16 protein-coding genes are annotated in these 19,614 nt (G+C 73.8%); 7 read left to right on the forward strand and 9 right to left on the reverse strand.

Translation table 11 applies throughout. The annotated features are described in order from the left end of the window. Together OG199_RS11590 and OG199_RS11595 are read right to left on the reverse strand one after the other, a co-directional pair. Positions 1 to 573 (reverse strand): (2Fe-2S)-binding protein, encoded by a 573-nt coding sequence (locus OG199_RS11590; protein WP_356803215.1) that lies wholly within the window; start codon positions 571 to 573, stop codon positions 1 to 3. Further along, a complete protein-coding gene (locus OG199_RS11595; protein WP_356803217.1) occupies positions 573 to 1,460 on the reverse strand; it encodes a xanthine dehydrogenase family protein subunit M in 888 nt (295 codons plus the stop codon). The genes OG199_RS11590 and OG199_RS11595 overlap by 1 nt, the downstream gene beginning before the upstream one ends. Before the next feature lie 333 nt (positions 1,461 to 1,793). Between OG199_RS11595 and OG199_RS11600 the strand changes: the two genes are divergently transcribed. Together OG199_RS11600 and OG199_RS11605 are read left to right on the forward strand one after the other, a co-directional pair. After that, positions 1,794 to 3,467: a PucR family transcriptional regulator ligand-binding domain-containing protein gene (locus OG199_RS11600; RefSeq protein ID WP_405829367.1), complete on the forward strand. Its 1,674-nt coding sequence runs from the start codon at positions 1,794 to 1,796 to the stop codon at positions 3,465 to 3,467. Between the two features lie 149 nt (positions 3,468 to 3,616). Next, the gene (locus OG199_RS11605; protein WP_266702717.1) at positions 3,617 to 4,390 is read left to right on the forward strand and encodes a hypothetical protein; all 774 of its coding nucleotides are present in this window, start codon (positions 3,617 to 3,619) and stop codon (positions 4,388 to 4,390) included. A 72-nt stretch (positions 4,391 to 4,462) separates the two neighbouring features. Here the strand turns inward: OG199_RS11605 and OG199_RS11610 are convergent, their stop codons facing one another. Next, the gene (locus OG199_RS11610; protein WP_356803221.1) at positions 4,463 to 4,756 is read right to left on the reverse strand and encodes a hypothetical protein; all 294 of its coding nucleotides are present in this window, start codon (positions 4,754 to 4,756) and stop codon (positions 4,463 to 4,465) included. A 181-nt stretch (positions 4,757 to 4,937) separates the two neighbouring features. Further along, positions 4,938 to 5,819: a GntR family transcriptional regulator gene (locus OG199_RS11615; RefSeq protein ID WP_356803223.1), complete on the reverse strand. Its 882-nt coding sequence runs from the start codon at positions 5,817 to 5,819 to the stop codon at positions 4,938 to 4,940. Between the two features lie 157 nt (positions 5,820 to 5,976). Here OG199_RS11615 and OG199_RS11620 point away from each other — a divergent pair, with 157 nt between their 5' ends. Together OG199_RS11620 and OG199_RS11625 are read left to right on the forward strand one after the other, a co-directional pair. Further along, complete coding sequence (locus tag OG199_RS11620) at positions 5,977 to 6,855, forward strand: (2Fe-2S)-binding protein (protein WP_405829369.1); 879 nt, start codon at positions 5,977 to 5,979, stop codon at positions 6,853 to 6,855. Between the two features lie 302 nt (positions 6,856 to 7,157). Beyond that, entirely contained in the window at positions 7,158 to 8,204 is a 1,047-nt protein-coding gene (locus tag OG199_RS11625) for a DUF2637 domain-containing protein (RefSeq protein WP_356803227.1), read from the forward strand. A 155-nt stretch (positions 8,205 to 8,359) separates the two neighbouring features. On the opposite strand, the gene OG199_RS11630 is transcribed toward OG199_RS11625, so the two are convergent. The 3 genes from OG199_RS11630 to OG199_RS11640 all read right to left on the reverse strand — a co-directional run bounded on the left by OG199_RS11630 (position 8,360) and on the right by OG199_RS11640 (position 13,085). Continuing rightward, complete coding sequence (locus OG199_RS11630) at positions 8,360 to 8,782, reverse strand: ATP-binding protein (protein WP_266706368.1); 423 nt, start codon at positions 8,780 to 8,782, stop codon at positions 8,360 to 8,362. Between the two features lie 820 nt (positions 8,783 to 9,602). Continuing rightward, positions 9,603 to 11,345 (reverse strand): pyruvate dehydrogenase, encoded by a 1,743-nt coding sequence (locus tag OG199_RS11635; protein ID WP_401801115.1) that lies wholly within the window; start codon positions 11,343 to 11,345, stop codon positions 9,603 to 9,605. A 75-nt stretch (positions 11,346 to 11,420) separates the two neighbouring features. Then, the gene (locus tag OG199_RS11640) at positions 11,421 to 13,085 is read right to left on the reverse strand and encodes a PP2C family serine/threonine-protein phosphatase (RefSeq protein ID WP_405829371.1); all 1,665 of its coding nucleotides are present in this window, start codon (positions 13,083 to 13,085) and stop codon (positions 11,421 to 11,423) included. A 1,423-nt stretch (positions 13,086 to 14,508) separates the two neighbouring features. On the opposite strand from OG199_RS11640, the gene OG199_RS11645 reads away from it, so the two are divergent. Together OG199_RS11645 and OG199_RS11650 are read left to right on the forward strand one after the other, a co-directional pair. Beyond that, positions 14,509 to 15,489 (forward strand): winged helix-turn-helix transcriptional regulator, encoded by a 981-nt coding sequence (locus OG199_RS11645; RefSeq protein WP_356809146.1) that lies wholly within the window; start codon positions 14,509 to 14,511, stop codon positions 15,487 to 15,489. A 36-nt stretch (positions 15,490 to 15,525) separates the two neighbouring features. Beyond that, complete coding sequence (locus OG199_RS11650) at positions 15,526 to 16,008, forward strand: DUF456 domain-containing protein (protein ID WP_356809145.1); 483 nt, start codon at positions 15,526 to 15,528, stop codon at positions 16,006 to 16,008. A gap of 146 nt (positions 16,009 to 16,154) precedes the next feature. Here OG199_RS11650 and OG199_RS11655 read toward each other — a convergent pair whose 3' ends face one another. Next, a complete protein-coding gene (locus OG199_RS11655) occupies positions 16,155 to 17,399 on the reverse strand; it encodes an SGNH/GDSL hydrolase family protein (protein WP_356809144.1) in 1,245 nt (414 codons plus the stop codon). A 162-nt stretch (positions 17,400 to 17,561) separates the two neighbouring features. On the opposite strand from OG199_RS11655, the gene OG199_RS11660 reads away from it, so the two are divergent. After that, the gene (locus OG199_RS11660) at positions 17,562 to 17,930 is read left to right on the forward strand and encodes a PPOX class F420-dependent oxidoreductase (protein ID WP_356809143.1); all 369 of its coding nucleotides are present in this window, start codon (positions 17,562 to 17,564) and stop codon (positions 17,928 to 17,930) included. On the opposite strand, the gene OG199_RS11665 is transcribed toward OG199_RS11660, so the two are convergent. Next, positions 17,869 to 19,341 carry a DNA-3-methyladenine glycosylase 2 family protein gene (locus tag OG199_RS11665; RefSeq protein ID WP_405834505.1) on the reverse strand — a complete coding sequence of 491 codons (1,473 nt, stop codon included), beginning with the start codon at positions 19,339 to 19,341 and terminating at the stop codon, positions 17,869 to 17,871. The genes OG199_RS11660 and OG199_RS11665 overlap by 62 nt on opposite strands. Positions 19,342 to 19,614: the final 273 nt, after the last annotated feature.

Below are 19,614 nucleotides of genomic sequence, written 5' to 3' on the forward strand. Positions count from 1 at the left end.
TCAGACCGCCTCGGACTGCCGGGCGGCCGCGAGGCGGACCGCGTCCATGATCTTCTCGTAACCCGTGCAGCGGCAGAGGTTGCCGGAGAGCGCCTCGCGGATGTCCGCGTCGGTCGGGGTCGGGTTGCGCTCCAGCATCTCGTCGGCGGCGACCAGCAGGCCCGGGGTGCAGAACCCGCACTGGACGGCGCCGGCGTCGATGAACGCCTGCTGGATCGGGGAGAGTTCGGTGCCCTCGCCGGTCTGCGAGTCATGGCCCTTGGCGCCCCAACGCCTGGCCTCGTCCAGCGACGTCCCGCACGAGCCCGTCCCGCAGGAACGCTGCTGGGCGTACTGCGCGAGCCCCTCGACGGTGACGACCTCGCGGCCCTCGGCCTGACCGGCCGCCACCAGGCACGAACACACCGGCACGCCGTCCAGGCGGACGGTGCAGGAACCGCACTCGCCCTGCTCGCAGGCGTTCTTGGAACCGGGCAGGCCCAGTCGCTCCCGCAGTACGTACAGCAGGGACTCGCCCTCCCACACGTCGTCGGCTTCCTGCGGACGGCCGTTGACCGTGAAATTGACGCGCATTACGCGACTCCCTCCGTGGCGGCGGTGCCGCGGTACGACTCCCAGGTCCAGGTCAGGGTGCGACGGGCCATCACGCCGACCGCGTGGCGGCGGTAGCTCGCCGTGCCCCGGACGTCGTCGATCGGGTTGCAGGCGGCGGAGCACAGGTCCGCGAACTGCTTGGCGACCGACGGGGTGATGATCCTGCCGTTGTCCCAGAAGCCGCCCTCGTCGAGCGCCGCGTTCAGGAACTCCTCGGCGGCCTTGGCGCGGACCGGGGTCGGCGCGGCGGAGCCGATGCCGGTGCGCACCGTGCGGGTCGCGGGGTGCAGGGCCAGACCGAAGGCGCACACCGCGATCACCATCGCGTTGCGGGTGCCGACCTTGGAGTACTGCTGCGGGCCGTCGGCCTTCCTGACGTGGACGGCCCTGATCAGCTCGTCCGGGGCGAGCGCGTTGCGCTTCACCCCGGTGTAGAACGCGTCGATCGGGATCAGCCTGGTGCCGCGTACCGACTCGGCCTCGACCTCGGCGCCCGCCGCGAGCAGGGCGGGGTGGGCGTCACCGGCCGGGGACGCGGTGCCGAGGTTTCCGCCGACGCCGCCGCGGTTGCGGATCTGCGGGGAGGCCACGGTGTGCGAGGCCAGGGCCAGGCCGGGGAGCTCACCGCGCAGGTTCTCCATGATCTGGGTGTACGGGACGGAGGCGCCCAGGCGCACGCTCTCCTCACCGACCTCCCACTCGCTCAGCTCACCGATGCGGTTCAGGTCGAGGAGGTACTCGGGCCGGCGGTGGTCGAAGTTGATCTCGACCATCACATCGGTGCCTCCCGCAATCGGCACAGCGGTGGGGTGCTCGGCCTTCGCGGCGAGCGCCTCCTCCCAGCCGGCGGGGCGAAGGAAGTCCATGAGTGGCTCTCTTCTTCTTCGTCGAAGGTCGTATCGATCAAGCCAGATCGTGTGCGGCGGCCCCGGCTCGTTCATGAGTTGTTCACGCGGATCGAGGCCAGTACACAGCGCTGTGCTCCACCGGTGTCAGTCACCGAAACCATGAAGGAGTTGGCTGGCCAGGGCGCTCATCTTGTAGATTCATATGAACGGGAGGCGTCAGTAACCTCTCCGGTTTCCCAGTGAAACACCCAGAACATGCCGGGACCTGGGAATACGGCGCACGGGCGCGTCCGCCCGGTGCCCACCTTCAGATCCATCGTAGTTTTCGAGACAAGAACGGCGGCGACGAGAATGCGGCTGCGCGCACTGCTGGACACCGACGCGCTGGGCCTGCGGCTGCTCGGCGGCGAGGGCGAGCTCGACCGCACCGTACGCGGTGTGATGACCACCGACCTCAAGGACCCCAGCCGTTATCTCTCGGGCGGCGAACTGGTCCTCACCGGTCTCGCCTGGCGGCACGGCGCCGCGGACTCCGAGCCCTTCGTACGCATCCTCGCGGGCGCCGGGGTCGCGGCCCTCGCCGCGGGCGAGGCGGAGCTCGGTGACGTCCCCGAGGACCTGGTCCTGGCCTGCGCCCGGCACCGGATGCCCCTGTTCGCCGTGACCGAGTCGGTGGCCTTCGCGACGATCACCGAACACGTCGTACGGCAGGTCTCCGGCGAGCGCGCCGGGGACCTGGCGGCCGTGGTGGACCGGCACCGGCGGATGATGACGTCCGGGCCGGCGGGCGGCGGCCCCGACGTGGTCCTCGACCTGCTCGGCTCCGACCTGGACCTGCGGGCCTGGGTGCTCTCGCCCACCGGGCGCCCCGTCGCGGGCTCGAAGCTCGCGGGGGCCGCGCTGCCCGCCGACGTGTGCGCCCGGCTGGCCGCCGAGCACCTCGCCGCCGTGCGCACCGGACGGCGCGGGCCGCACCGGGTCGTGGTGGACACGACGGCGTACTCCCTCTTCGCGGTCCGGTCGTCCGGCCGTTCCGCGGGCGCGGGGCGCGACGTGCGCGAGACGGTCCTCTCCGACTGGCTGCTCGTGGTCGAGGCGGACGCCGGGGACTGGCCCGCGGAACGGCTCGACCTGCTCCAGGGTGTCACCCAGCTGATCGCCGTCGAACGGGACCGCCGGGACGCGGCACGCACGGTACGGCGGCGCCTCGCGCAGGAGGTGCTCGAACTGGTGCAGTCGGGGGCCGCGCCCGCCGAGATCGCGGCCCGGCTGCGGGTCGCCGCCCCGGTGCTGCTGCCCGGACTCGGGGCGGCCCCGCACTGGCAGGTGGTGGTGGCCCGCGTCGAGTGGGACGGCGGCGAGATGGACGGCGGACCGGTCGCGCAGTCGCTCCTGGAGGAGATGCTCGTCGACCCGCTGACGACCGGCCCCGAGCACGCGGACCGCATCGCCGTCGCCCACTCGGACGGCGAGGCGATCGCGCTCGTCCCCCTCCCGGCGGTCTCCTCGGAGCACGACGGCTCGGAGACCGGGCTGCTCGCGGACTCGCTCCTGGCGGCCGTCCGCGATCCGCTGACGGCCGGCCTGAACGACGACGGACGGCTCACCCTCGGCGTCAGCGCGGCGGTGCACTCGGCGGAGGGGCTGCGCGGCGCCCTGGAGGAGGCCCGGCACGCGCGCCGGGTCGCCGCCGCACGCCCCGGCCGGGTCTGCGCGGCCGGACACCAGGAACTCGCCTCCCACGTCCTGCTGCTGCCCTTCGTACCGGACGACGTGCGCCGGGCCTTCACCGCGCGGCTCCTGGACCCGCTGCGCGACTACGACCGCCGTCACCGTGCCGAACTGATCCCCACCCTGGAGGCCTTCCTCGACTGCGACGGCTCCTGGACGCGCTGCGCCGCCCGTCTCCACCTGCACGTCAACACACTGCGCTACCGGGTGGGGCGTATCGAGCAGTTGACGAGCCGGGACCTCTCCCGCCTGGAGGACAAGCTCGACTTCTTCCTGGCCCTGCGCATGAGTTGAGGTCACGGGGCGGTGAGGGTCGTGTCGCCAAGTGGCGCCCCTGTCGCACGACTTTGTGAAATCCTTCACCCAGCCCCTTGGCCGGGTGCCTTGATCCGTGCTGAGATGCCACCACTCAACAGCTCAATGGCGTGCTCGGGGAGGGCAACGTGGCGCATACCGCCATGTCTGGTTCCGGAACGAACGCAGGGGACGATCCACTCCAGACCGCGGTATGGCGGCTGCGCTCGCGCGCCTGCTGGGCCGACGCGGCCGCGCTGATCCAGCCCCGGACGGCACAGGCGTCGCTGCAGAGAGCCTCGCTCCTCGTCGAGCGGTGTCTGTACACCGAGCAGGGCTGGGCGGAGGCCGAGGACGCGCTCCGCACGGCGGAGGCGGTGGCCCGCAGCGACGACGAGCGGGGCGCCGCGGCCTGTGAGCGCGGACAACTCGCCTACGCGGCCACCCTGCTCGGGGTACGTGACCGCGCGGACGAGGCACGGGCCGCACTCGGCAGGGCCGCCGCCCTGATCGCACCCGGGGCGCCGGGCCGCGCGCTCCTGGACTTCCGGCGCGGACTGCTCGCCGAGAACCTCGCGCAGTCCCCGCAGGCCGCCCGCGCCGCCTACCGCCGCGCCCACGCGGGCGCGTCCGCCCAGGGAGACCCGCTGCTGCTGTCCTTCACCTGGCGGCACCTGGCCGGACTCGCCCTGCGGGACGGCGAGTTGGCAGAAGCCCGGCACGGCTTCGGGGAATCCCTCAGGATTCGCGAGGAGTTGGGCTATCTGGTGGGAACGGCTCCGGCGCTGGCGTCCCTCGCCGACGCCGAGACCGAGCCGGAGGCCTCCCGGCTGCGGGCGGAGGCAGGACGGCTGTTCCGGCTCCTCGGGGGTGTACCGACCTGGCTGGCACGGCAGTTGTCCCCGCCCGCCGCCACCGCCTGAGACGGCCGGCGGACGCGGGGCGCGACTCCTGCCCGCGTCCGCCGGATGCCGCCGGGGACCAGGGCGCTCCCGTCAGCCACTCTGGACCTTCGACAGCAGGTCGCGGGCGAACGTCTCGACGGTGGCGCGGAGTTCGGGATCGTGGGCCACGTAGACGACCCCGGCCACGACCACGAGGAGAAGCAGGAAGCCGCCCAGACCGCCGCCCCGGACGGGCCCGCGGGACACGGCGCGGTACGGATGCGGCGCGCCGGTGTGGCGGGCGTGCGCCATGTGGTGCAGGTCGCGGTGGTGCCGTACGTGGTTCTGATGGATCTGCTGGGCCCGCTGGGCCTGTTGCCTCGCCTGCCAGGACGGGTCGGGCATCGGTGTCTCCCCCGGTTTCGGTCGGCTCGCGCCGTGTACCGGCGGGCACGCGGACCGGGCCGTCCGGGTTCCCGCCGACCGGGTCCGCGGCCGGCCCCGTACGAATCCGTTACGTCCAGGGCGGGAACGCCACATACCGGCCGGCCCGGGTCCCGGCCTTCCACGTCGGCGCACCCAGCCCTCAGGCGCCCGCGAAGTGCTCCCGCACGAGGGACTGCACGACCGGCAGGTCCTGGACGATCAGGGCCTCCAGGAGGGCGGTGTGCTCGGCGGCGTCGGCCACCAGGTCGGCACGGCCGCGGGAGACGGGGCCGCCGACCAGCGGCCACTGGGCGCGGCGGTGCAGGTCCTCGGCGATCTGTACGAGCTGGTCGTTGCCCGCGAGGGCGAGCACGGCACGGTGGAAGGCGCGGTCGCACTCGGCGTAGGTGGCGCGGCAACCGGTGGACGCGGCCCGCACCGTGGCCTCGGCGAGCGGGCGCAGCTCGGCCCAGCGCGCGGCGGCCACCGTGCGCGCGAGACGCAGCATCACCGGGATCTCGATGAGCGCGCGGATCTCGGCGAGTTCGGCCAGCTCGCGCGTCCCGCGGCGGACGACCCGGAAGCCCCTGTTCGGCACGACCTCGACGGCGCCCTCCAGGGCCAGCTGCTGCATCGCCTCCCGTACCGGCGTGGCGGACACCCCGAACCGTTCGCCGAGCAGGGGCGCCGAGTACACCTCGCCGGGGGCCAGCTCTCCCTCGACGAGAGCGGTGCGCAGGGCGGCGAGGATCTGGCCGCGGACCGAGGCGCGCTGGACCACCGGCCGTGCGGCCTCCGCGCGGGGCGGCGGGTTCTCCACGGGAGGACACGGGAGGGGTACCTCACTGTGCGTGTGCTCGCCGCGGGCCGCGGCACCGACCGCGGACGCGTCCACGGCGACGTCCCGCTCCCGGCGCCGCTCCCCCTCCCGGCGCCGTTCCGGCACCCGCGACTGGGCGGGCACCCGGACGGCCGGCGTGCGCATGTCCGGGGCACCGTGCCCGGCGGAGCCGTGCGTGCCCAGCGAACCGGCCTGCTCCACGAGGGCCTCCTCCGGGCTTGGTGGTACTTGGGAGTCAATGGGGCGGTTGTCACCTGTCCGTCAAGCACCATAGGCGCACACGGCCGCAGTTCAAACATCCGGCAGTACGGGTAAGGTAAGGCTTACCTGTCAACGATCGTGAAGCGGTGGTCACCGGATGTCCGCTCCTGCCCTGACCGCAGGCGTCCAGGCCCGCCCCGACGCCCTCCCGGCACCCTCGCCCGTCATGGCTGCCTACACCCGGCTGGCCGAGGCCTTTCCCGGGCTGAGCGTCACGGAGCTCGGCCCCGGCGAGGCGGCCCCCCGGGGCATCGGCTGGGTCGGCGCGGCCCGGCTCGCGGCGGGCGGGCCGGAGCTCGACACCTTCCTCGCCTGGGACGAGGCGCAGATCACCCAGGACTACGGACAGCAGGCACGCCCGGACGTCGTCGCGTCGTTCGGGCTGCACCGGTACGCCTGGCCGGCCTGTCTCCTGATCACCGTCCCGTGGTTCCTGGAGCGCCGCGTCCCCCGCTTTCCTGTGGAGCACGTCACATTCCAGCGCACCCTCGGCCGGATGGCCGTGCGGACCGGCGAGTTCGCCTGTCTGCCGGACGACCCGGCGGCCACCCTGCCCGGCGCCCGCGTCGTACCGGACGAGGAGGCCCTGCGGGCCGAGGTGCGGGCCGCGGTGGCCGAGCACCTGGAGCCGGTCCTGGGCGGCTTCGGCCCCCGCATGCGACGTCGCGGGCGCGCCCTGTGGGGCATGGCGACCGACGAGATCGTCGAGAGCCTCTGGTACGTCGCCGGCCTCCTCGGCGAGGAGGAGCGCGCGCTGCGCGAACTGGAGCTCCTGCTGCCGGGGGCGACCCGGCCCTACGTCGGGTCCGCCGCGTTCCGTGAACTGGCCGGCCCGGACGGCGGAACCCTGACCACCCGCGACCGCGCGAGCTGCTGCCTCTTCTACACACTGCGCCCCGACGACGCCTGCCCCACCTGCCCGCGCGTCTGCGACGCCGAGCGCGTCGCCAAGTCGACGGCCGGAGCCACCGGTTGAGGCGCCCCGCGACAGGGCGGGGTCCCGGGTGCTCTAAGATCAACTGCGACTGAGACGCCCCTCGGATTACAGGTGCTTCACAACTTCCTCACTTGTCGCAGGAACTTTCCGTTGAACCATCCGTACGGGTAATCTTATTCGCACTCAGCTCCCGTCCCTCGCGCGGCAGTTCGAGCAGAATGTCGCCCTGCGCATCCCTTGGCACTCCCTTGGCGGCCTCTTGCCGCGAAACCCCTTGAGGGGCGATGGGCTTGGGCCAATATGGCGGGCGTTACGCCCTATCCCAATGCAAGGGACCCCAGATGAGACTGACCGACATATCGCTGAATTGGCTGCTTCCGGGCGCCGTTTTGCTCCTGGGACTGCTGGCGGCGGTGGCGGTGCTCGCGCGCGGCAAGCGGTCCGGGGGCGGCGCGGGCAGCAGTAACGACGAATCGTGGGAGCGCAGCGAGGAGCGCCGCCGGCGCAAGGAGGCCGTCTACGGCACGGCTTCCTACGTGCTGCTGTTCTGCTGTGCCGCGGTTGCCGCCGCGCTGTCCTTCCACGGCCTGGTCGGCTTCGGCCAGCAGAACCTCGGTCTGACCGACGGCTGGGAGTACCTCGTCCCGTTCGGTCTGGACGGCGCGGCCATGTTCTGCTCCGTGCTCGCCGTGCGCGAGGCGAGCCACGGCGACGCGGCGCTCGGCTCACGCATACTCGTGTGGACCTTCGCCGGTGCCGCGGCCTGGTTCAACTGGGTGCACGCGCCGCGGGGCGTGGACCACTCGGGCGCTCCCCAGTTCTTCGCGGGCATGTCCCTGTCGGCCGCCGTGCTGTTCGACCGGGCGCTGAAGCAGACCCGCCGTGCCGCGCTGCGCGAGCAGGGTCTGGTCCCGCGCCCGCTGCCGCAGATCCGGATAGTCCGCTGGCTCCGCGCTCCGCGTGAGACGTACAGCGCCTGGTCGCTGATGCTCCTGGAGAACGTCCGTACGCTGGACGAGGCCGTGGACGAGGTCCGCGAGGACAAGCGTCAGAAGGAGCAGACGCGTCTGCGCCGCCGCAACGAGGAGCGGGTCGAACGCGCGCACCTGAAGGCGCTCAGCCGTGGTCACCGGGGCCTGCCGGGGCGCGCGAGCGCACGGGCGCAGCTCGAGACGACCGTGGAGCGTGCTCCCGCTCAGGCCTCTACGGAGCCTGCTCTATCGGGGCCGGAGCCGCTGCCCGTACGTTCGCGGCCCTCCCTTCAGCCGGTTCGCAAGAGCGCTGACCCGATAACGGTCGATCTCACCGCGGAGGACGACACCATGGCCCTGCCGCGGCTCGACTCCCTGGAGCGCAAGCTCAAGGACCTGGAGCAGCAGTTCGGCTGATGCTCCGTCGGACGGAGCCGGAGTGAGGTCCGGTCGGTCCGGCCGGAATCCGGCCGGACCCGGACATGAATGACGCCCGGACGGGAGTTCCGCCCGGACCGGAGTGACGCCCGGGCGGGAATTCCGTCCGGACAGGAATTACGGCGGCGCGGTGACTACACCGCGCCGCCGTCCAGTTCGAACCAGACCGACTTGCCGACGCCGTGGGCCCGTACGCCCCACGCGTCCGCGAGGGACTGGACGAGGACGAGCCCCCTGCCGTGCGTACCGTCGTCGGCGTCCGGTACCCGCGGCCTGGGCCTGCGTCCCACGAAGTCCCGCACCTCCACACGGAGTCCGGAGGGTCGGACGGTGGCCGTCAGGATCGCGTCGTGATCGGTGTGGATGAGGGCGTTGGTGACGAGCTCGCTGGTCAGCAGCTCGGCCACCTCGGACTTTCCCGGCCTCCCCCAGTGCCGTAAGAGTTCCCTCAGCGCTCTGCGGGCCTCGGGCACCGCCCGTAGGTCCGCCCTTGCCAGTCTGCGCCTGAGCTGCGCGGTGGTGGGTTGATCCGCCGCACTCCCGGACGTCTCCTCCATCATCGCCTTTGCCGTGGAGGCCCCGATCGCCACGGGACCGCGCCCTCGTACCTGCCTTCTCATGACCCCCGCCTGCATGCCGATGCCGATTCCCCTCGTGATCGAACATGTTCACGGGAATCCATGCCCTCCTACGCGAGACGGCAGTCATGTCGATTCATCAACCCTCGGCCTTGCGGGGGCGAAAGCGTGGCGGCGTGACAGTCCCGGTGCCCTCGCGAGGCGCCCGCTCGCGCTCCGGGGACCGGTGGTCGCCCGAGTGAGGCGCACACCCAGCGGGGCGATCCGGCCGACCGGCGCGGGACCCGGAGCGGGCGCCGTCGATGTCGTACGGCCGGCGGCCGCTCCCGGCTCCGGTGACCGCTGGAGGGCGCGCTCCGGGGGCGCGTACGAGCCCGTCGCGGTCGTCGCGGTCGTGACTGATCCGGTGGGAAAGCCCTGGTGGGCGGGCGGGAATCCGCCACGAGGCGGACGGCCAGGCCGCTCGGGTGCGCCGCCCGGTCCCTCGTGGGGGGCAACGTGCCGCCCGACCGGGAACAGGCCCTGGGCGCCCCGGTTTCCGGTCTCCCTCACCGCCGCGCACCCTCGTCGCGCGCCACCCCCCGTGGGGCGCGTGGGGGAGGTGAGCCGGAGCGCGGGCGGCTCGCGAGGCAGCGCGGACGACGCTGGCGCACCACCCGGAGCCTCCTGCGCGGAACGGCGTGCCGAGCGCGGGCGCTCGGTCCATCTACCGACTCTCGGCTGCGTGTCCGGCCGTACTCGACGGGGGCACCCGGTCCGGCCGTGGCAGCACCGGGTGTTGACGACCGTGCCACACGCCCTATGGCCTCGGTACGTTCCTGATGTTCGAGCGGGCCATCTGGAGCATGCGGCCGACTCCGCCGTCGAGGACGATCTTCGACGCCGACAGTGCGAATCCGGTCACCATGTCCGCGCTGATCTTCGGCGGGATGGACAGGGCGTTGGGGTCCGTGACGATGTCGACGAGGGCGGGGCCCTTGTGCTTGAAGGCCTCCTTCAGGGCGCCGGCCAGCTGCCGGGGCTTCTCCACGCGGATCCCGTAGGCGCCGCAGGCCCGGGCCACGGCCGCGAAGTCGGGGTTCTTGTTGGTGGTCCCGTACGACGGAAGCCCGGCGACGAGCATCTCCAACTCGACCATGCCCAGGGAGGAGTTGTTGAAGAGGACCACCTTCACCGGCAGGTCGTACTGGACGAGGGTGAGGAAGTCGCCCATCAGCATGGAGAAACCGCCGTCGCCGGACATCGACACGACCTGGCGTCCGCGGTCGCTGAACTGGGCGCCGATCGCCATCGGCAGCGCGTTCGCCATCGAGCCGTGCGAGAACGAACCGATGATGCGGCGGCGGCCGTTGGGCGAGATGTAACGCGCCGCCCACACGTTGCACATCCCGGTGTCGACGGTGAACACCGCGTCCTCGTCGGCGAGTTCGTCCACCACCGAGGCGACGTACTCGGGGTGGATCGGAACGTGCTTCTCGACCTTCCGGGTGTACGCCTTGACCACACCCTCGAGCGCATCCGCGTGCTTCTTCAGCATCTTGTCCAGGAAGCGGCGGTCCCCCTTGGACCGCACCCGCGGGGTGAGGCAGCGCAGGGTCTCCTTGACGTCGCCCCAGACCGCCAGGTCCAGCTTCGAGCGCCGGCCCAGGTGTTCGGGGCGGACGTCGACCTGGGCGATCTTCACGTCGTCGGGGAGGAAGGCGTTGTAGGGGAAGTCGGTGCCGAGCAGGATGAGCAGGTCGCACTCGTGCGTGGCCTCGTAGGCCGCGCCGTAGCCGAGCAGGCCGCTCATGCCGACGTCGAACGGGTTGTCGTACTGAATCCACTCCTTGCCGCGCAGCGCGTGTCCCACCGGTGACTTGATCTTCTCCGCGAATTCCATGACCTCGGCGTGCGCCCCCGCCGTTCCGCTGCCGCAGAAGAGGGTGACCCGGTCGGCCGCGTCGATGAGCGCGACGAGTTCGTCGATCTCGGCGTCGCCGGGGCGGACGCTCGGCCGGGAGGTGACGAGGGCGGTCTCGACGGTCTTGTCCGGGGCGGGCGCGGCGGCGATGTCACCGGGAAGGGAGACGACGCTGACGCCCGACTGGCCGATCGCGTGCTGGATGGCGGTCTGCAGCAGCCTGGGCATCTGCTTCGGGTTGGAGATCAGTTCGCTGTAGTGGCTGCACTCGCTGAAGAGCCGGTCGGGGTGGGTCTCCTGGAAGTAGCCGAGGCCGATCTCGCTGGAGGGGATCTGCGAGGCGAGGGCGAGCACCGGGGCCATGGAGCGGTGGGCGTCGTACAGACCGTTGATGAGGTGGAGGTTGCCGGGGCCGCAGGAGCCCGCGCAGGCGGTGAGCCTGCCCGTGATCTGGGCCTCAGCGCCTGCGGCGAAGGCGGCGGTCTCCTCGTGCCGGACGTGGATCCAGTCGATCGCGGAATTGCGCCGGATCGCGTCCACGACGGGGTTGAGGCTGTCACCGACGACGCCGTACAGGCGCTTGACCCCCGCGCGGGCGAGGATGTCGACGAACTGTTCGGCGACGTTCTGCTTGGCCATGCTGCACGCACCCCTTAGTGGTCCTGGAACCCTTGAGTCCGTCCTCTGGGGTCCATGAATTCACAGGGAACGCGGTTACGCCTCCCAAACGGCGGCGGCGGTCCGGTCGTCCGCGTAACCCTTGACCCTCACCTGGGTGTCGGCCAGGAACGCGGCCAGCCCGGGCGGGCCGCCCGTGGACCAGCGGGTCGTCAGGTGCTCGCAGAGCCCCGGTTCGCCGCGCAGGGGATCGGCGAGGCCGCCCGTGCACAGCAGGAGCGTGTCACCCGGCCGGGCGACGGAGGCACGGAAGCGGAAGGGGGCACGCGGCGGTGCGGGGGCCGGCTCGTACGGGCTCGGGGGCGTCGCGATGCCCAGGTCCATGGTGAGCCGGTCGCCCTCGGGGGTCTCGTGGGGCAGCGATCCGAAGCCGACCACCGGCTCTCCGGTGATGTCGCCGGTCCGTGGCTCGATGTCCTGCCACTCGCCGTCCCGCAGCCGGAACAGACCGCCGTCACCGACACCGAAGAAGACTCGCGTACGGCACTCGGGGTCCGCGGTGAGCAGCAGGCAGCGCAGGCTCGCGGTGTAGTCCTCGGGCTCGACGCCCTGCTCGGCCGCGCTCGCGCGCAGCTTGCCGAGGCTGCGGTCGGTGAGCCGGTGCAGTCCCGACTTCAGGTCCCCGCGCCGGGCGGCCCGGATGTCCTCGGCCAGCCGTGCGTGACTGCGGCCGACGGCCCGCCCGATCCACCGGCAGGCCTCGGCGGCCGCCCGGTGCGCGCCGGGGGTGGCGCGGGCACCGGTCGCCATCGCCACCAGCACCAGCGCGTCCTCGGCCGTCCCGAAGCGGGCGGTCAGCAGGGCGTCGCGGCGCGGCTCACCCCGGTAGCGCGCGGAGTCCCCGCGCACGGAGACCGCCCGCAGGGTGCTGGTCCCGTACCGCGCCCCGTCCAGCACGGTGTCGGAGACCAGGTCGTCGAGGCCGTCCGGGTCGGCGGGCGGAAGCGCGGTGGGTTCGGCGTCGTAGGTGGGCGGGCCCGAGCCCACGTGGGCCACGGAGGGCCGCTCCTGGGGAGCGGCGGGCAGGGGTTCGTACGGCGCGAGGACGGACAGGTCGGCGCGGGTGGGCGGCGCGGCGGCGTCCGGGGCCGCCTCGGGGGCCGGGGCGTGCGGGGCCCACGTGTCGGGCTGTGCGGCGCCCGGGGAAGCCGGGGGGACAGGGGGCGCCGGGGGCGCGGCAGGGCTGTCCAGCGGGGCCCCGGGGGGCCGCGGCGGAGCACCGGCCGGGACAGCCGACGCGGGCGACGCCGTGGGGGGCGGGGGTGCGGGCGGGGCCACGGAGCTCCGCGGAGCCCCGGCGCGGTACCCCGGAGGCGTCGGCCCGGGCGGGTAGGCCGCGGGCGCGGACGGACCGGCGGGGGCCGGTGCGGCGGCGGGCCTCGGTGGATCGGCCGGCACCGGCGGATCGGACGCGGGCGGACCGGCCGGCGCAGGTGACCCGGCTGACGCAGGCGAACCGGCGGCTGCCCACGGACCGGCGGGCGCGGGCGGGGCGGCGGGCGCCGACTGCCCGGCAGAGGTCGGTGGAGCGGGCGGCACCGGCGGACCGGCGGGCACCGGTCGATCGGCGGCCGGGAACGGACCGGCGGGGGCCGAGGGACCGGCGGGGGCCGTGGAACCGGCGGGGGCCGACGACTCGGCACCTGCCCACGGCCGGGCGGACGTCGGCCGGTCGGCGGGCCTCGGCGGACCGTCCTGCACCGGCGGATCGGACGCGGGCGGACCGGCCGACGCCGGCGGACCGGCGGGGGCCGAGGGACCGGCGAGGGCCGAGGGACCGGCGAGGGCCGAGGGACCGGCGGGGGCCGACGACTCGGCACCTGCCCACGGCCCGGCGGACGTCGGCCGATCGGCGGGCCTCGACGGACCGGCCTGCACCGGCGGATCGGACGCGGACGGACCGGCCGACGCCGACGGACCGGCGGGCGCGGACGGACCGGCGGGCGCAGGTGACCCTGCTGACGCAGGCGAACCGGCGGCTGCCCACGGACCGGCGGGCGCGGGCGGGGCGGCGGGCGCCGGCTGCCCGGCCGAGGTCGGTGGAGCGGGCGGCACCGGCGGACCGGCGGGGCCCGGCGAATCGGCGGGGGCCCACGGCCCGGCGGACGCGGGCGGGGCGGCGGGCGCCGACTGCCCGGCCGAGGTCGGCGGTGCGGCAGGCCTCGGCGGATCAGCGGGCGCGGACGAGTTCGCTGGTGTCCATGGCCCGGCGGGCGCGGGCGGGGCGAAAGGGGTCGGGGGATCGGCCGGCGGCGGCTCCCAGGGGGCTCGCCGGCGTACAGGGTCGTCCCGGCGCGGCGGGGTCGGGACCGGCTCGGGGGCCACGCCGCGGCGCGAGGCGCCGTGCCACGACCCCGAACCCGAACCGCCGCCGCGCTGCTCCGGCGGCGCGGGAGGCTCCCCCGGTGGCGCCGGGGCGTCGCGCTCCGGCGCCTGCGACCGTGCGGCGGAACCCGACCCGGCCGGTTCCGCCCCGACCGTCCCCGCCCCGACCGTCCCCGCGGCCGACGCGAACCGGTCGTCGAGGGAATCGGGCGCGGCGGCGGGCCCGGTGTCCTGGGTGGAGTCGTCGTACAACTGCCCCCACCAATCGTCCTCGTGACCGGTGTGGCTCTCCCCCTGCTGGCTCATGCCCCTAATTGTCACCGCGGGAGCCGGTTGAAAACGGGGCATCCGGAAATCCGGCCACCCGGACCGGTCCGCTGAACGCCCGGCCTCCGACATGTCGAACAACACGGCGGGCAAAGGAGGTTCGGGAGAAGCCGCCGGACGATCCCACCCCCCACGGGAGAACCGCCCGGCGGCGTCTCGGTGACCGGGCCCCGCGCACTCGCGCACCTCGCGCGCCGCGCGGGCCCACGCCACGGTCCGGGCCGCCGACGCGCCGTCCACGTCGGCCGATTCACCCCCTGAACGCGACCCGCCTCCCTGGGAGTTCCCCGGGACTTCCCCGAAATTTCCCCGGGATTCCCGGCGGGCCCGCACCGGCGGTGACCGGTGCCCCGGTGACGTGAGCTTGGCAGAGGTGCGGGTGCTGCGGCGATGATGTGCCGAGGCGGGTTTGCGCCGTGGCCGGTTTCCGCCACGGCCCGGCCGGAACGGAACCTGGGGAGGGCATCGCCGCATGCTGGGAGCGATAGGTCTGGACGAGACGCACGAGTCGGCGTACCGGGCACTGGTGTCCGTGGGCGCCGCCGACGTGCCCGATCTCGCACGCCGGCTCACGCTCGGCGAGTACGACACCGAACGCGCCCTGCGCCGGCTCGAACGGCACGGCCTCGCGGCCCAGTCGTCGGCGCGGCCGGGACGCTGGGTCGCGGCGCCCCCGGGGGTCGCCCTCGGCGCGCTGCTCACCCAGCAGCGGCACGAGCTGGACAAGGCGGAACTGGCGGCCGCGCTGCTCGCCGAGGAGTACCGCGCCCAGGCCACCGAACCCGCCGTGCACGACCTGGTCGAGGTGGTGATCGGCGCGGCGGCGGTCACCCAGCGGTTCCTGCAGCTCCAGCTCGGCGCGAGCGAGGAGGTGTGCGCACTGGTCACCGGGACCCCGATAGCGGTCTCCGGGATGGACAACGACGCGGAGGAACAGGCTGCCGGGCGCGGCGTCCGCTACCGCGTGGTCCTCGAACGCGCCGTACTCGACCAGCCCACCGGCGTCACCGAGCTGTCCGCCGCGCTCAGCCGCGAGGAGCAGGTGCGGGTGATGGACAGGGTGCCGACCAAACTCGTGATCGCCGACCGGACGCTCGCGATGGTGCCGCTCACCTCCCACACCGCCCAGCCCGCCGCGCTGGTCGTGCACGCAAGCGGGCTGTTGGAGCTGCTGTCGGGCCTGTTCGAGTCGGTGTGGCGGGACGCGCTGCCGCTGCGGCTGGGCAGCCGGGGTTTCGTGGAACAGGGGCCGGACGGGCCGGACGGCACCGATCTGGAGATCCTCTCGCTGCTGCTGGCGGGGCTGACCGACGCGAGCGTGGCCAAACAGCTCGACCTGGGCCTGCGGACCGTGCAGCGCCGGGTGAAGCGGCTGATGGAGCTGACGGACGTGACGACCCGGCTGCAGCTGGGCTGGCACGCCTACGAGAAGGGCTGGGTGGCCCGGGACTGACCTGCGCGCTCCCGTCCGCTCCGGCACCCTTGACAGATGGGAGCGTGGGAACTCCTGCTGGTCGGCGTGGTGATCGCGCTCGGCGTGTGCGGAGTGCTGGTGCCCGGCGTGCCGGGGTCGTGGCTCGTCTGGGCCGCGGTCCTGTGGTGGGCGCTGAGCGCCCCGCAGGCGCTGGCCTGGGCCGTGCTCGTGGGCGCGACCCTGGTCCTGCTGGTGGCCCAGGCGATCCGCTGGGCGCTGCCTCCCCGGCGGCTCCGTGAGGGCGGCGCCATCCCGCGTACGGGGCTGTACGCGGGGACCGGGGCGCTGCTCGGCTTCTGTCTGCTGCCGGTGATCGGGGCGGTGCCGGGTTTCCTCGGCGGGATCTATCTCCATGAGCGGCTGGTCGTGGGCGGGCACGAGCGGGCCTGGTCGACGGTGCGGACCCTGATGCGGTCCGGCGGCTGGAGCGTCCTGACGGAGCTGTTCGCCTGTCTGCTGATCGCGGGCGCGTGGCTGGGCGCGGTGGTCTGGGGCTGACGCGCCCCCCCCGGGCCTCCTCCCCGGCCTTCCCGAGCTCCCTGGACCTGGCTGGCCCCGCGCCTGGGCCCCTGGAGCCGCCTGCCCTCTGGACCTCTCCGGACCTCTCTGAATCTCTCTGAATCTCTCTGAATCTCTCTGAATCTCTAGGGAACCAGCGTTCCCAGATCCACCGTGTCGGCCATCGCCCGCATGCCCGCGTCGTTGAAGTGGAGGTGGTCGCCGGGATCGTAGGCGGGGCGGATGCGGTACGGGTCGGCCGGGTCGCGGACGGCGGCGTCGAAGTCCACCACGGCGTCGAAGAGGCCGCCCCCGCGGAGGAAGGCGTTGACCTCCTGCCGGACGGCCTCGCGCGCCTCGGTCCACGCCGGATGGCCGCCGTACGGCGTGATCGTGGCGCCGACGACCCGGATCCCGAGGGCGTGGGCGCGCGTCACGATCCGGCGGTACGCGTCCTCCAGGGCGCGGGGGTCCCGCTGCTCGGGCGTGCCCTTGATGTCGTTGATGCCCTCCATCACGATCACCGCCCGCACCCCGGCGCGGGAGAACACGTCGGCGTCGAGCCGGTCCAGAGCACTGGGACCGCTGCCCGCGAGCAGCAGCCGGTTTCCGGAGATCCCCGCGTTGAGGACACCGAGCCTGCGGTACGGCGGGAGGTCGCGCAGCCGGGCGGCGAGCCGGTCGGGCCAACGGCGGTTGGTGTCGGGGGTCGAACCGTTCCCGTCGGTGATGGAGTCCCCGAGCGCGACCACACTGCCCACGGCACCCGTGCCCAGGACGTCGACGCCGGTCACGTAGAACCAGTTGCCGAGGCCGACGGTGTAGCGGCCACCGCGTTCGTCCGCGGTCCGATCACCGTCAGGGGCAAGGAAGTTGGTCTGGTGAGCCGAGCGGTGGTACGTCGCCGGGCCGGAGTCGGCCGGGGTGTGGACGGAGATCAGGAGGTTGGCGTCGGCGGGGATCCGCAGGCGGACGGGGTCGCCGAGCAGGTCCGTGCCCGGCGGGACGACCACCGACCCGGCCCCGGCGAAGGTCACCGTCCGCATCGATCCCGGGACGGCGTCGGGTCCCGCGGGCTCCCCCGGCTCCTGCAACGCGACGGTGACGGCCCCGAGTCGCAGGGGTGCGGTGCCCAACCGGTTGGAGATCCGGACGCGGACCGCCTCGCCGCCGACGCTCGTGTGCACGACGTTGCGGATCGAGGCGCCGGGGCGGGCCGGGGCGGTGCCGGAGGGGGCGGCCTCCCAGGTGCCGGTCCAGTCCCGTTCGACGGCGGGGGCACCTCCGGGGGCGGGGCCGGGCCCCGTGTCGGCTCTCGCGCACGGCGTAGCGAGCGTCAGGACGGTTGCCAGGGCGGCGACGAGGTGCCGGACCATGATCACGCGGGTCATGCGGCATGGCTTCCCCGGTCACCGGCGCGCCCAACGGAATGTCACACCGTCAGCCGCACCCCGGGACAAGGGCATTGACCCGCGTCCGTCGCCCGCGCTCCTCCCCGGGGCCGGGGTCTTCGGCCCGATGCGTACCCGGCGCCGACGTGTTTGGCTGCTGCCATGACCGAATTCAGCGAGGCCGAGCGCGCGTATCTGAGGTCGCAGCGGCTGGGGCGGCTGGCCACCGTCGACGCCCACGGCCAGCCGCAGGCGAACCCCGTCGGGTTCTTCCCCCGGGACGACGGGACGATCCTGATCGGCGGCCATGCGATGGGCACCACCAAGAAGTGGCGCAACCTGCTGAGCAACCCGAAGGTCGCCCTGGTCGTCGACGACGTCGTCAGTCTCCGGCCGTGGAGGGTGCGCGGCATCGACATCCGCGGCGAGGCCGAACTCCTCACCGGCCCCCACGACTTGGGTCCCCACTTCAGCGAGGAGCTGATCCGCGTCCATCCGCGGCGGATCCACAGCTGGGGCCTGGAGGACTGACCTCGCACCGCCCCTCGCCCAGCGCCGCCGCCTCGTCTTCCTCGGCCCTGAGGTGCCGCACCCCGTACGAACGCCAGGGGCGCCATGTCTCCGGGACGTCCTCGCCGGGTGGTGCCACGTCGGGGTCACCGAGGGCGCGGGTCCGGACGACGGCGACCGTGTGCGCGTCCAGACCCGGCAGCGCGAGCATGACCGCCTCCGCCGCCTCGCGATCGGCACCCGCGTCGAGCCGCAGTGTGCCGTCGGCGAGGGCGGCGGTGAGCGAACCGAGCGGGCCGTCCGGCTCGGCCTCCGCGAGGACGGCCGGCTCCGGGAACACATGGGTGAGCGTCCCGTGCGGGGCGTCCAGCGCCTTCCCGTATCGGCGCACCAGCCGTTCCGCGGCCGTGCGCCCGACCAGCGCGCGCACGGCCAGTTCGTCCGGATCCGCGGCACCCGGGGACCGCAGGCCGGGTCGCGCGGCGACCGACGCCGCAAGGCGCGGATCGGCGGCGAGCCGCTCGTCCACCGCGTACGGATCGGCGTCGAGATCGAACAGCCGCCGCAACCGCTGGACGGCGGTGGTCAGATCACGCAGGTCGGTGAGGTGAAGACGGGTGTCGAGCCAGCCACCCGGCTGGGACACCCGCCCGTCCGGACACTCGTTCACCGCGACGACCCCGGTGCCGTACGGAAGGCGGAGGGTGCGCCGGTAGGTACGGCGACCGCGGCTGCCGCTCATCTCCTCCACGCCCGCGACCGTCTCGCGGGCGAGGAGGTCGAAGACGGCCGTCGACCGGTACGGCCCCCGGTGGGCGAGGCGCAGCGGGATCCCGGCGGCCGGGGTGTCCGCGCGCCTGACGCCGGACCCCCCGCGCGAGGCCGCGGCGCGCAGGGCGCTGGGCGTCGAGGCGTACACCGCGCGGATCGTGTCGTTGAACTGCCGCACACTGGCGAACCCGGCCGCGAAGGCGATCTCCGTGACCGGCAGTCCGGTGGTCTGCAACAGGACCCGCGCGGTGTGGGCCCGCTGGGCCCGGGCCAGTGCGACGGGGCCCGCGCCGACCTCGGCGGTGAGCTGCCGCTGCACCTGGCGGGTGCTGTACCCGAGCCGTGCGGCGAGGCCGCCGACGCCTTCTCGGTCCACCACTCCGTCACCGATCAACCGCATGGCGCGACCCACGACATCGGCCCGCACGTTCCACTCCGCGGAGCCCGGCACGGCGTCCGGGCGGCATCGGCGACAGGCCCGGAAGCCCGAGCCCTGGGCGGCCGCCGCGGTCGTGTAGTACCGCACGTTCCGCCGCTTCGGCGTCACCGCCGGGCAGCTCGGCCGGCAGTAGATCCCCGTCGTCTCCACCGCGAAGAAGAACTCCCCGTCGAACCGGGCGTCCCTGCTCCGCACGGCCTCGTACCTGGTCTCTTCGTCGATCACGTGTCCCAGTGTGCGGGGCGGCTGCCGCCGGGGCTGGCGGAAATCGGACGTGACGTTCGGTCCCGTCGCTGGGGGCTGCCGCCCGCAGGCCCCCGCTTCGGCCTGGACGGCCTCGTCCTCAGACGCCCCAGATCTCCGGCGCAGGCCCGCATATCCAGCCCGTCCGGCGTTTGAGGACGAGCCCTTCGGGCGACGGCGGGGGTCCAGGGGGCGCAGCGCCCCTGGCGGGGGCCTGGGGGCGGAGCCCCCGGTCACGGCGGCACCCGAACC

It is taken from the genome of Streptomyces sp. NBC_01176 (assembly GCF_045039825.1).
Lineage (GTDB): Bacteria > Actinomycetota > Actinomycetes > Streptomycetales > Streptomycetaceae > Streptomyces.